This is a genomic window from Hydrogenimonas thermophila, assembly GCF_900115615.1.
Lineage (GTDB): Bacteria > Campylobacterota > Campylobacteria > Campylobacterales > Hydrogenimonadaceae > Hydrogenimonas > Hydrogenimonas thermophila.
Genome location: NZ_FOXB01000002.1, coordinates 26638 through 40695 on the forward strand (window position 1 = coordinate 26638; position 14058 = coordinate 40695).

11 protein-coding genes are annotated in these 14058 nt (G+C 28.3%); all 11 read right to left on the minus strand.

Features of this window, described 5'->3' with window-relative positions:
* Positions 1 to 13: 13 nt before the first annotated feature.
* The 11 genes from BM227_RS00795 to BM227_RS00845 all read right to left on the minus strand — a co-directional run bounded on the left by BM227_RS00795 (position 14) and on the right by BM227_RS00845 (position 13968).
* Positions 14 to 250: a glycosyltransferase family protein gene (locus tag BM227_RS00795; RefSeq protein WP_425431703.1), complete on the minus strand. Its 237-nt coding sequence runs from the start codon at positions 248 to 250 to the stop codon at positions 14 to 16.
* 9 nt (positions 251 to 259) lie between these two features.
* Positions 260 to 2128: a hypothetical protein gene (locus tag BM227_RS00800; protein WP_092910025.1), complete on the minus strand. Its 1869-nt coding sequence runs from the start codon at positions 2126 to 2128 to the stop codon at positions 260 to 262.
* Positions 2129 to 2149: 21 nt separating this feature from the next.
* Positions 2150 to 4042 (minus strand): motility associated factor glycosyltransferase family protein, encoded by a 1893-nt coding sequence (locus BM227_RS00805; RefSeq protein WP_092910028.1) that lies wholly within the window; start codon positions 4040 to 4042, stop codon positions 2150 to 2152.
* Between the two features lie 161 nt (positions 4043 to 4203).
* Positions 4204 to 5685: a flagellin A gene (locus BM227_RS00810; protein ID WP_092910031.1), complete on the minus strand. Its 1482-nt coding sequence runs from the start codon at positions 5683 to 5685 to the stop codon at positions 4204 to 4206.
* 173 nt (positions 5686 to 5858) lie between these two features.
* Positions 5859 to 7220: a flagellar filament capping protein FliD gene (gene fliD, locus BM227_RS00815; protein WP_092910034.1), complete on the minus strand. Its 1362-nt coding sequence runs from the start codon at positions 7218 to 7220 to the stop codon at positions 5859 to 5861.
* Between the two features lie 41 nt (positions 7221 to 7261).
* The gene (locus BM227_RS00820; RefSeq protein ID WP_092910036.1) at positions 7262 to 8344 is read right to left on the minus strand and encodes a PAS domain-containing sensor histidine kinase; all 1083 of its coding nucleotides are present in this window, start codon (positions 8342 to 8344) and stop codon (positions 7262 to 7264) included.
* Complete coding sequence (locus BM227_RS00825) at positions 8341 to 9099, minus strand: HDOD domain-containing protein (protein ID WP_092910039.1); 759 nt, start codon at positions 9097 to 9099, stop codon at positions 8341 to 8343. The genes BM227_RS00820 and BM227_RS00825 overlap by 4 nt, the downstream gene beginning before the upstream one ends.
* Positions 9100 to 9107: 8 nt before the next feature.
* Positions 9108 to 11414 (minus strand): ATP-binding response regulator, encoded by a 2307-nt coding sequence (locus BM227_RS00830; protein WP_092910042.1) that lies wholly within the window; start codon positions 11412 to 11414, stop codon positions 9108 to 9110.
* Positions 11404 to 12489: an FIST signal transduction protein gene (locus BM227_RS00835; RefSeq protein ID WP_092910045.1), complete on the minus strand. Its 1086-nt coding sequence runs from the start codon at positions 12487 to 12489 to the stop codon at positions 11404 to 11406. Before BM227_RS00835 ends, BM227_RS00830 begins: the two co-directional genes overlap by 11 nt.
* On the minus strand, positions 12482 to 12859 hold the full coding sequence (locus BM227_RS00840) for a response regulator (protein ID WP_092910048.1): 378 nt from the start codon (positions 12857 to 12859) through the stop codon (positions 12482 to 12484). The genes BM227_RS00835 and BM227_RS00840 overlap by 8 nt, the downstream gene beginning before the upstream one ends.
* Entirely contained in the window at positions 12856 to 13968 is a 1113-nt protein-coding gene (locus BM227_RS00845) for a response regulator (protein ID WP_092910051.1), read from the minus strand. The genes BM227_RS00840 and BM227_RS00845 overlap by 4 nt, the downstream gene beginning before the upstream one ends.
* Positions 13969 to 14058: the final 90 nt, after the last annotated feature.

Consider the following 14058-nt stretch of genomic DNA (forward strand, 5'->3'; position numbering starts at 1 on the left):
ATACTTTCTAAAGTTAATTTGAGTTGTTTAAAACTTCCCTTTTATCAGTGGCAATATTTATAGTTACATCACTCTTATGAAGAAAATAGTTTGCAAAATACTCTTTTATATAATACCCTTTATAGCCAAGAAGAATTACAAACTCATTAAAGCCATAGTGAGAATATATCTCTACCATTGGCTTTGGGCGTATATCTATCTCTTCACTTAGTCTTGCACCAAAGCCTTCAGCTAATAGTAGTACTTTCATAACATTGTATTAATTTAAAATACTTACAAAATTATCTTTTATTTTTTTATCTTTTTCGAACCATAAATATTTTTCAATAGATATGATTTCTTCTTTAAATTTTTGATCTTCTATTAGTTTGTTTATTATTTGAATATATTCATCATCTGTTTCAGCTAAAAAAGGCTGTATGTGAACATTTTTAAAATCTTCTCTTTTTCTATGGTACACAATAGGTTTCCCTTTTGCTAAAAACTCTTCTTTACTTATTCCTTGTCCTAACGGAAAAGTATCTGGCCATATATCAATAACCCATCCATAAATATGTGGGTTTACCATACCTGTAAATATAAATCTATCTTTATCTATACCATATTTTTTTATCTTATTTTTAATATTCTCTATATTTCCACTTCCACAAGCTAAATAGATTATATTTTGATTTTGATTCATAATTTGTGCAATAGTTTTTAAATATTCTTCACTATCAATTTTTACAAGTCTTCCTATGGTTCCAAGAATAATAGTATCTTTTCCAAATAATTCTAAATATCTATTTTTTATTTTTAATCCTTCTTCCTTTTCATCATTTGTTCCTACTAAAAATTCTTCAGCAATAGGTACACCAAATATTTTCCAATTCCACTTTTTGCACTCTTGATCAAAATGAGAAATTCTTTCATCAACACCTTCAAATTCACTGACACAATTTCCATGTGACCAAAAGAACTGTTTTGGAGCAGTTCTTGTTGCAAAAAGAAAAATAGAAATATCATATCCACCGCCACCTATTAGATAGTCTATTTTATCTTCTATTATTTTTTCTCTAAGAATAATTGCCTTTTCAAGGTGTGAATAGTAAAAACCATAAGCTGCAAAAATATTTTGAGGAGAAAAAAACTTTACATCTAATTCTAAAAATCTATTAATTAATTTTTTATTATCAGATTGCTTATCAAGATAATTCATTGAGTATAAATAAATTTCATATTCATTTTTAAAACTATCATTTTTCATAAGTGCTTTGAATAACGAGTATAAAACCATAAATGGTGATGTTAAAATTATTCGATCTATTAAAAAACCAATTCTTTTTTTATTTTTAGAAATAGTTGTTTTAGCTTTTTTAAGATTATTATTTTCATAAAATTTTTTATAGAATAAGCTTGCCGGTTGCTCTACTGTTTCATTAAATATTCTCCAGTCATCTAATGTTTGAATATTATTTCCATAGATATGATAAGTAAAAAAATGTATATACATTTGTTCTTCTATTAAATTTTTTTCAATTGTTTTATTTAATAGGTCTACCAAACTATCAAAAGTATCCAGCCATATTTTGTTATTATACATTGTTGGATTATTCCAAAGTATTGCTAAACTGTTTGTAAATATTGATCTTCTCTCATCGCTTTGTAGTGCAAAAAAATAGTCTGGTTCTATCATCTCTTTGAAAGTTTCAATTGCTATTTTTTCATCTATCTCATTTTTAAGAAAGTCTCTAATAGAATTTCCTTCTTTATCAACTGTTAATTTGTGTGTATTAAAAAGAAAGCTTCTTTTTATATATTCTTTTACGGCACTAAAGTTTCCATTCAGAATCTCTAATCCAAATAAAAAATTATTTATTATGAATTTCTCTTCAAGTGAGGCATTAGGGTAATAATTTTTAAAAAATTTTATATGTTCAGAATATTTGGGATGAGTATTTACTTTCAAGTCTTTAAAAATAAAATAAAGGTTAAGATAAAAGGGTGGAATAATGTCACCTTTTGAAATTAAAATTTCTAATACTTTTTCTCTTAAAAGATTAAAAATTTGCTCTTTATCTTCAATATTTTGATTTTGAATAAGTGCAGAAACTAATAAATCCAGCTCTTGTTTTGATTCTATCTTCATCTATATATCCTGCAAGTTTAATTATTTTACTTCACTATATGTAGTATTGTAGTGTTTATCTAAAATGAAGATTATATTTTCCAATGCTCCTGCAAGAAAGAAGAGCCATGATTTATGTTCATATATCCAATCTATCATTTTAACTTTTTTTTCAATATCTTTATCGGAACGACTTACCATAATTTTTGCAAGTTCTAATTCGGCATTAACGATTATAGGATTGGTGATATTAGCAAATTTTAGAATAGCTTTATCTCTTTCAAACATCTCTTTTATTATATCTATCTTATCTATTACATCTGACAGTTTATCAAAATCTATCTTTTCAAGCTCTTTATCACGGTTTAAACTTTCAAGTTCTTCTATTGTATGCATAACTTCTAAAAAAGTCTCTTCAGTTCTTTTTTTCATTGTTTTTAGTCTCTCAAGATAGATACAAAGAAGTTTTTTTATTCTTCTCATATAGTGTTCTGCTCTATTTGAAGATACTTTTTTAAGTTCTATCCGATCTTTTTTATCAGATTTGTTTACTTGCTTTAAAAAATCTTTAAATGGTATATGTTTAGCTCCATCAATATATGCACCACCTTCTGTACAATTGTATACATTTAGCCCTTTTTTGTTTAAAGCATGCGGCATATTTCGTACAAAATAGTGAAGAAACTGTTGCCATATCATTGTTGTATATACTTCACCACCATAATAACCTTTAATTTTATGAGTAGCTTCATATTGTTCTTCTTTCTCTCCAAAAATTGAACCTTTTGAATGAGTTTTGCCATCTTCTCCAAAAGCTAAGTCTTGACCTATAAATGCTATATTTTTATAACCTGTTAAAATGGCAAAATCAAAGGCCATATTTGCAGCACTCATTCCAATACCAATGTATCCCCATTGAGAAAGATAGTACATTCTGGTATATCCGAATGGACGCATTGAAATAACTTGTTTCATACCTTCAAGATTTTCCAATAATTTAGGATGGACAATAGATGTAGGAACAAAAATAGTATCTTTTAAGAGTTCTTTATCAAGATTTTCATAAAATCTTGCAGTTGCTTCCACTCTTTCAAGTGAAAATACTATATCTGGAGCTATTCCCTCTTTTTGTAATATTGGTAGACTTGCATCCACACATAAAATAGTTATAAAATCTTTGTACTCTTTTAAAAGAGGGAGTTGTTTTGCTAAACTTGGTCCAGTTGAAACTATTACAGCAAAATCACTATTTTTTTGCTCAGCAAGGCTTTGAAGAGTATAAGATCTTACCATTTTAGGCATATTTGCCAAATGGTGATCTACTCCTATTAGTGAATCTCTCGCATCATTTCCTTCGCCAGTTACAACGTGTTTTATCTGTTTTATTATTTGTTTGTTAAGTTCTTTTATTCTATCTCCATAGTAGGTAGAGTAGTAATCAGCAGGAATTTGCATCTCATAAGTTTTTAAAAATACTTTAACTTCAGAGTTGCTACAAAGTGAAAATAATTCTGCTTGATCTACAAGTTGCTCCCAATAGATTGATAACCTTTTTTCATAGATATCAGTACTAAAATCAAATAAATTTAAAGCAATATAAATTAATTCTAAATTTGGCTCAAAAATATAACACTTTTTAATATTTTGCATTCCAAGTATCATTTTAAGCCAAACTCCATTGCCAATTCCGTATATAAAAATAACAGGATAACGTATATATTGCTCTTCAAATTTTTTAAAAGATTTATTAATTTCATCAAGAGGGATATTTTTATATATAGGAACTTCAAGTGATTTATCGTAAATATTTATATTTGCAGCATCTTTCTCATCTATAAAAACTTCAAATCTTTCATTTGTTCTAATTGTCATTAACTGTGCAGCTAAAACAGGATTGACTTGCATTATAGCATCTATATTTTTTTTAAATATCATTTTGCGGATCTTCCTTTTATAGCTTTAAAAAAGCATATCTAAAAAATCATTAATTTTATATTTATATAATTTAAAATAAAAAATAAACTTTTTAGAAATACTTTTTTAATTTATGCAAATGAAGCATAAAAGCTCCATTTGCATATAAATATAAATAAGATTTACTGTAGCAATCTCATAACATTTTGCTGAACAGCATTAGCCTGGCTCATAGCATAACTTCCAGATTGTGCTAGAAGGTTATGTTTGTTGAAGTTTGCACTCTCTTCTGCAAAGTCAACATCTCTAATTTGACTCTCTGCAGCTTTAACATTAACTTGAGTAACAGATATATTGTTAACAGTTGAAACAAGCTGATTTTGAACAGAACCAAGATCACTTCTGATTTTATCAAGAAGTTTTTGAGCAGATTCAGCTATATTCATAACAGCCATAGCACCTTTTAGAGTAGTAACACCGGCATTAACACCACCTGAAACTTGATAAGCTACATTATCATTAGCTACAAAGCCCATTGCATCTGCTTGTGAAGATGTGAAACCACCTTTGATAGAACGTAAATTTACTGTCTCTTCGGTCTCAGTACCATCAAATCCAACATTAGTTCCACCACTAACAACAATATCTCGTGCATCAAGTCGTACTAAAGTTAATCGTCCATAGTTAACTTCAGTTTGGTCAGTTCCAAATCCTACTGCAGATAGACCTGATGCTGCAGAAACAACAATACCACGACCATCAACACTGGTTAGATTAAGGTATCCACGCTCATCAATTGATGCTTCAACACCAGTTTTATCTTTTAATAAATTAATAGCATTCACTAATGCACCGTTTTTATCATTTGCATCAACCTCAATTGTTCCAATTGAGACACCATTGATTGTTAAATCACTAAGAGTACCAGATGCAACGGCAGAGACACCAGTTGATTGTACTGACCAAGAAGCTCTAACACCAGTTTTATCTGAGTTTTTATTAATAGCTTCAGCTAAAACACCCATACCCGTACCAGCACTATTACTGATTACAACACTTTCAATCTTAACATCATGACCACCATCAACAGCCACAAAGGTAAGTGTAACTTCAGCATCTGCTGAAATTAATGAACCTGTTTCAAATCTGGTATTACCAATTTTATCAGAGCTTGTAGCACCAATTGATGCTTTAACAGTAGTATTAGAGTAAGCACCTATTTGGAACTCTTTGTTTGTATATTGTCCAGAAAGCAACTGTTGACCGTTAAATGATGTAGTGCCTGCAATATTGTCAAGCTCTTCCATCAATCTAACAATATCTTGTTGTAGAGCTTTTCTGGTCTCTTCAGTTTGACCATCCTGAGCTGCTTGAGTAGCTTTGGTTTTAATGGTATCTAGAATTTTTACCTGTTCATCCATAGCTTTATCAGCTGTTTGGATAATGGCAATACCATCATTTGCATTTTTAATAGCCTGTCCCAAAGCATTTGCTTGAGATCTTAATGAGTCAGCAATAGCCATTCCTGATGCATCGTCTGCAGCTTTGTTGATGCGAAGACCAGAACTCAATCGTTCTAACGATGTATTGAGTGCGCGGTTATTTGCTACTCCATTTGCGTGAGCATTGAGAGCCGCTACGTTTGTATTGATTCGAAAACCCATGATTTCCTCCTTAATTTATCATTGAAAGAGCATCCTTGCTCTGTTAAGTAAATCGACCCAATAAAAAAAATGTTTACAGTTTAAAGATTACATAATGTGAGTTTTAAAGAAAAAATAGAAAATAGAAGAGAGTAGGAAGCAATATGCTCCCTATTTTAAAAAGTTTATTTAGATTATTTAGATGATAATTGTGCATCTATAGCCATTTGTAAAGACTGGTAAGAGGTGTTCATATTGCTTATCATTTCATCATATGCTGCAAATTGCATTGCCATAATGTCATATCTTTTATTTAGCATCTCTAAACTTCTTTCTCTCTCCTCTGAGAGATGATCCTCTTCTCTTTTTAACTGTTCTTCATAAATTCCTAAATATCCAGTTGACATATCTGTAGCATTTTTTAAAGTATCATTAAGACTGCTAAAAACACCACCTATATCGCTGGTAAAAACCTCTACAGCTTTTTCTGGATCGCTATTAAGCTCATCAATAAACACTGTTCTATCAAAAGATAAGATTCCATCTTCATTTACCGTTATGCCATATGTTCCTGCTCCTTTACCATCAATTTCTGAATTGAAAAGAGCATATTTTACATCACTTAGCAACCTTCTAATAGTTGAATCTCCTTGAAAAATACCTGAAGTTCCACCATCTGGATCAAACTTCGTTGCTTCTGTTAAGTTTGAATTCCAACTGTTATAAGCAGATACAAATTCAGATACCATATCTGCTATTCCTTCAACATCTCTTTCTATTGAGATTCTGTTATCTTCTCCACTTGTACCTGTTAGTTCAAATGTTACACCTATCACAAGATCATCAACTGTATTTGTTGCTCTTGTAACATTTACACCATTAAATTCAAATAGTGCATCTTGTGCATTTTGAACAGTTGTAAAACTTAAAAAATCATCATTAGTAGTAGCAGGATCTCCATCATCATAAGATATATCAATTGCTTGATCGGCTCCAGTATTACTTGATTTTAAAATTAGAGAGTAAGGGTTGTCCCCACCTGTATTTAATATAGAGGCGACAACATTACCATCAGTTGATTCATTTATTTGATCTCTTAACTCTTCTAGTGTTGTACCTGCTTTAACATTTATATCATATGCAGTTCCATCTATTGATATTGTCATAGTGGTATCTTTGTCAACAACAGATGATGTTTCTGTAGCAAAGCCTTTGGATTGTTCTATTTCTGTTTGAGCTAATTGAGTAACTTTTAAATTTATATCTTGTACAGCAACACCATCATTTGCTTTGACTGTAACATCTTTACCACTGACTGAAACTTTTCTTTTTTCAAAAAATGAACTATCTGCCAAATCAACAACTGCTGTTTTTAGAGTAGAAGTTAGAGTTGTAATAGTAGTAAGATTACTCTCTTTCTCTTTGATTTCACTTATCTTATTGTCTATTGGAGTAATCTGCGTTTCAATATCAGCATTTTTTAATTTATCAATAATATCGTACGTTAATGTTCCACTCCCAATACCCAATGAACTTAATGCTCCCAAATCTGCCATTGTCAATCCTTTTTATTGGCTTCTAAATTAATATCGACTTTTTATAACTTATCTTTAAGTGGTATAGAAATAATAAAACTATTTTTTTTATCTTTACTAATTATAGAAAGTTTTCCATTATGAAGGTCAATTACTTTTTTAGCTATACTTAATTCCAAATTCAATGCCATTGGATTTTGCGTATTATTATAATATATATCATCTACCTGTTTAGATAATATTTTAGCTTCATCTTCATCTATTTTGTTACCAAAATAATCTATAGTGAAAACACCTTTATTATGTTCTTTAATAAAAGATAAATATATATTATGATTATTTGGTGATAATTTAATTGCATTTATAAGCAAAGATGTTATTGCTACTTTTAGTAAATTGTGATCTCCAATGATTGTATCTTCTTCAATATTAGGTATTATAAGATCTATACTTTTTTCTTTTGCAATAGGATATATTTTTTCTTTTATATCATTTAGAAAACCATTTACTTTAAAGTGATGCGGAGTATATTTTATATTTCCAGATGATATTTTTGAAAAATCGATCATTTCATTTATTAAAGCTAATAGATGTTTTCCTGAAGTTTTAATTTTATTTAGAAAACTTTTTGCATATTCAGGAATATCATCTTTATTTTCCAATATTTGAGAAAACCCTATAATTGCATTTAGAGGCGTTCTAAGTTCATGGCTTATCCGTGATAGAAATACCTCTTTTGCTCTATTTGCTGCTATTGCCTCCTGTCTTTTGTCAATAAGTTCAGTAACATCATATCTAACAGCTATAAACTCTATAATTTCACCGTTTTCATTCATTATAGGAATTATTGTAGAGTCAACATAATAGTAAGAACCATCCTTCTTTCTATTTTTAATTATACCTTTGAACGTTTTTTTTGCAAGTATTGTTTTCCATAACTCTTTAAAAAGAGATTTTGGAGTATCTGGATGTCTTACAATATTGTGTGGTTTTCCTATTAACTCTTCTTCGCTATAACCACTTATTTTACAAAACTTATCATTTACAAAAGTTATTATTCCATGTTTATCTGTTTTTGAAACTATTGCAGTCTCATCTAAAGCTTTCCTGTATTGCTCTAATAAATGTATATTTTGTTCATTCATATTAAATGCCCTATATCTTTTATCTTAATACCAAGTTCATTTTCAATTTTTAAAATTTGATCAGTGTTTTGTTGGTTATGTATTGGTATTATGGTTATTAAAATATTTAAATATTTACTTTCTTGCGCATAATTTTTACACTGTTCTGGAAAGTAACAAAATTTTATAGGCTCATAAATTTCATCAGGAAAATTCCATTTTTTAAATAATTCTGCTACTAATTCATAACTTGTATATCCTGTCAAATCTTTTTCAATATCTTCAATATTTCTATTTTCTATCTCTAACAAAAATTTATTTTTCATATATTTTTTTATATAGGGAGAAAACACGATCTTTCCCAACTCTAAAAAACAAATTGATTGTTTAATATTATTAAAAACTTTTTCATCAAAAACTTTTTCTGCTAACTTTATTCTTTTTAAAGATATTTCTGAAATTTTAGAGATTGAAAAAGGGTAGGGGTAAATATCTTCTGTAAAAAACTTTTTTATAATAGCTGTTAAAACAATTCCCTTTATAATAGTTAATCCTAAAATCGCAATAGCTTGTTCTACTGAGTTAATCTTTGATCTTAAACCAAAATATGGTGCATTTACAGTTTTTAATATATTTGCTTGCAGCATAGGATCTTTTTTTATTATATCGGCAATATATCTATTTGGTTTCTCTTCATTTATAGCTTTTTCTAAACTTAGAATTGTATCTGGTATTGGAGGAAAAGATTGTACATAATTTAAAATTTTATTTGGCATAGTAAAAGTTATTCTCCTATAAATGATAAAATTGTTTCTATATCGTTTTTATTAAAAATGGCCTCAATATTCCTAATTTTATTCTCTATAGAGTCAATTATAAACCTATCTTCTTCAGCAGAAATAATCACAGTAGGCACCTCTATTTTCTCTTCTTCCATAAAATCTAATACTTCAGTTCCAATACCGTCAACTAGGAAAAAATCTAATATGACAAAGTCATACTTATTTGCTAATAGTAGATTTTTTGCCAAATTAACTGAGTTTGCAACAGTTATGTCATATCTCTTTTTTAGTTTATCTACTAAAATATTTTTATATTCATCTGAATCCTCAACTATTAAAAGCTTTAAAGCATTTTTTATATTTGAGCTATTTTTTATAAACTCTTTTTTATTTTGAGAAATTTTTATTGGAATAGTAAAATAAAAGCAACTTCCGTTCCCTTCTTCACTCTCTAGCCATATTCTTCCTTCATGCAACTCTTCAATAATTTTTTTAGAAAGAGCCAGTCCTAATCCTGTACCTTTAACACTCTTTTGAAAAACATTTTCTGACTGAACAAATGGTTCAAATATTTTTTCTTGATCCTCTTTTTTTATCCCTATACCAGTATCGCAAACACTAAAAAGATATTCTTGCGACTTTTTATCATATTTAATATTTAATGTAATTTTGCCATTATCAGGTGTAAATTTAACTGCATTGCTTAAAAGATTTATTAATACTTGACTAATTAACTGCTTGTCTAAATATAAGGATAGTGATATATGTTTTGGATATTTAAATTGTATAGATTTATTTTTACATAATGGTTCTATAATTGTTATAACTTCTCTTAAAAGCTCTTCAACATTTACAAATTCAGGCATAAAATTAAATTTGCCTGCTTCTATTTTTGCAAAATCCAATATTGTATTGACTAAACTTAGCAAATTATTTCCAGCTATTGAAATTTTTTCTATATATGCTTTAAGGTTATCTGGTATATTTGGATTTGAAACAAGTATTTGTGAAAAACCTATAATTGCATTTAGTGGAGTTCTAAGTTCATGGCTCATGTTTGCCAAAAACATATCTTTTGCTTTGTTTGCACGATCTGCTTTTTCTGCCATCAAGATGAGAGCTTTTTCTCTCTCAATCATTTTTATATGAACTTCAATGGCATCAAGAAGAAACTTGATAGTTTCCATAATATAAAGTTTATTTGGAATATTTTTTAAATTTACTCCAAAGTAGATCTCTTTATTGTCTACTCTATACATTTTAACAATAGAAAAAGATTTTTCATCCAATGAAGTGGTAGAAACTTCTATATTTTCAATAGACCAATTCATAGATTTAATTAGTAAATCTTTTATCTCTCTGTAAAAGTTTTCTTTTTGTGTTAGCTTTATATCAAACCTGATCTTTTGCAAAAATTCCAAAACATTGTGTAGAAACTTTATGCCTGATGAGACTGCAAGAAAAGATGTTGTAGAGAGTGAATTTAATGGTTTGTTAAATATATCATCAATTTCTAAAGATATTTTCTCAATATCTTCAAAAATATTTTCCATTCTTTTTTTATCATTTTTTTGAACAGCATCAATAAATTCTTTAGCTTTTTTATGCCATAAAGTATGGAGTTTATCAGCTTTTAAACTATCTATTTTTAATCTTTCAATAATATCATTGTCATTTTGAAGCTCTTTTATTATTTCCCCGACAATACAATTTTGGGGATTAAGTTCAATATCTTGTATTAAATTCAAGTCTCTACTATTCAATAATTTTTTTATAGTAAAGAAACTTTTTTTATGATAATTAAGTGATAGATATAACTTATCAAAAGTTTTTATTATCTTAGACTCTTCTTGCTTTTTTGAAATTGTACTAACCATATATTGGCAGGCAAGATGCTCTGCAAAATTTATATTTTTCAATATTAAAACTAAATATTTTTTTATATTTTCATTAACAAAAGTAAGATCAACTATTATCTCTTTTACAAAATTCATTATTGCTATATATTCATTTGGAGAAAAGCCATATCTTATCAATTTATTTGCAAAGTTTTGATTTACTTCAATAAACTCTATTTTTATATCGCAGGTAAATATCTCAATAATATAGTCAGAAAGCTCTGCTTTAATACTAAAACTATTTTTTTTGAACAGTTCATTTAAACTATCTATATGTGAAACATATTTTTCAAAAAGAGTTTCAGATATCATGTTTCCCAATGATGTTATAAACTTTTCAATTTCAGATCTCTTTTTTAACTCTTCAATTGTAAAGTTATAATAGATTTCTATAGTTTCGCTAGTTGTCATCTATTATCCCCATTAAAGTTGTTTTATTAAAAATCTTTATATCATTAAATTTTGAGTTTGTTATTTCACCAATACTGGAAATTCCAAATAGTTTTAAATCTTCTTTTTCTCCACATTCATAAATGGTTTCTATCTCTTTTTTAAATTCATTACCTAAAAATATAAGTCTTGATATGCAATCAAAGATCAATCCAATCCCCTCTATCTTATTAGAAAATAACTCCTTAGCAAAAATACAAGAGCTTTCAATAAGTTCTTCTCTCTTTCCTTTCATAATATATAAACTTTCCATCTCATTAATAGAACTTACAATTTGAATAGAACCATCATCATTTGCTTTAACAGGATCTCTGACTATTAAATCTTCATTAGAAAAAGAGAGCATAGCAAAAGGATAATTTTTTGCTATTTCAAAAAAATTCTCTTTTGTTATAATCTGCTCGTCAATCTCATATAAAACTTTCTTATATATCTCAAAGGCTGGTTCTCCATTTAATTCATATAAAATATTCTCTTTTGATTTTGTTACTACTAATGGACCATATATTGGTTTCCACCCATGTGAAAAACCCATTCGTATATTTTGATCTATTCCTATAATTAAAGAGTGATCTTTATAAGTGCCATCTTTATCAAATATTGTAAATTTATGGGAAAAATCTTTATAGCCAAGTCCTGCGCCTATGACTTTTACTCTTTTATTTAGTGAGTTATTTAAATTGTTTACTAATTTTTCAAAATATCTAGATAGCCCATCTACAAATAGAAGGATTGATTTACTATTTATATTTTCTAAAAACTTTTTATCATCATCAGAGATCTCTTTCATATTCAATAGTTTAAATAGACTCTTTTCTTTTTTTAATTTTACTACAGCAATAGATGAATAAAATATACTCTTATTTATTATAATATGAGGAACAATGACTCCATAAAAATTTCTATTTTTAAATTTTTTTCTTATATCTTCTAAGTTTAAAATATAATCTTCAGTTATGAAAATGATATAATTAGCTTCTTTTTCAATTTCTATTTTTATCTCTTCTACACTATTATAATTTTTTATCTCAATCAATATTTTCTCCCAAAAATTTTCTTATGACTTCTCCCAGCTTATTCATATCTATTGGTTTTGACAGGTAATCATCAAATCCTTCTAATAGAAGTCTCTCTTTGTCGCCAGTAACAGCAAATGCGGTTACACAGATTATAGGTATGTTTAAGTGTAGTTCTCCTTTTACTTTTTTAAGCAGTTCTCTTCCATCTAATTTTGGCATATCTATATCTGTTAAAATCAAATCGTAACTATTCTCTTTTAATTTTAAGTATGCTTCCAAGCCATTATCTACAATTTCAATATTTACATTTGGTACAATGAGAGCAAGCATCTCTTTAATTACCATACGGTTTAATTCATCATCCTCTGCCACAAGGATTTTTTTCATATTCTTCCTTCTTCAATTAAGTTTAAAATAGATGGTGTTTCACTACTTTCATCTTTAAATATATCTCTTATTTTTAGAAATTCATTTATATTATTAAAAAATAGCTCTAATAGAGTACTATCAAAGTGTGTGCCAGCACCATCTTTCATTATTCCTATAGCAACATCAAGATCTAATGCAGGTTTATATACACGTTTTGATGTCAATGCATCAAATACATCAGCTATTGCGACTATCTTAGCATAAATATGAATTTCATCTCCTTTTAATCCATTAGGATACCCTGTTCCATCTATCTTTTCATGATGTTGAAGAGCTATGATTTTACCAGCATTTATAACCGGGTACTTCTCTGCACCTTCTAATATTTTCCCTCCAATTGTTGTGTGCATTTTCATTATTTCAAACTCTTTTTGCTCAAAGCGTCCAGGCTTTAATAGAATATTATCAGGAATTCCAACTTTGCCTATATCATGCAAAGGAGATGCATGTAAAATAATTTCTACTTCATCTTTTGGAAGTCCTGCGAGTTCAGCCAATTTTGCTGAATAATGACTCATTCTTTTAATATGCATACCTGTTTCTAAATCTCTAAACTCCGATGCTTTGCCAAGTCTTTCAGATATTTCATATTCAGTCTCTTTTGCTACTTCAAGGGCTTTTTGAAGTTTTAAAGTTCTCTCTTTTACTTTATCTTCCAAAACCTGGTTTATATCATCTAATTGATATTGAAATTGTGATAATTTACAGTAGTTAAGTGTTCTGCTTTTTAACTCTTCTATATCTACAGGCTTAGAAAGAAAATCATTGGCGCCAAGCCTTAAAGCATTATGTTTCTCTTCATTATTTGCAGTAACAACAATTACTGGTAAAAACTTATATGTATCATTGTTTTTAAGCTCTTTTAAAACATCAAACCCATTTTTAATTGGCATTGAGAGGTCAAGAAGGACAGTATTGTAATACTTTGGAGATTTTGAATAGATTTTATCTAGAGCATCTTTACCATCAATTGCAGTTTCTACTATTATATCTTCTATCTCTGAAAAAGCAAGCTCTATCAGATCAAGATTAAATGGTTCATCATCAACAGCTAAGATTTTATACATAGTTTATGCCTTTCAGTGTGAGATTTTTTGCCTGCTACAGACAACTAAAAATCATAGTTATTAACTATAGTGGTAGTTTATATGATCTAT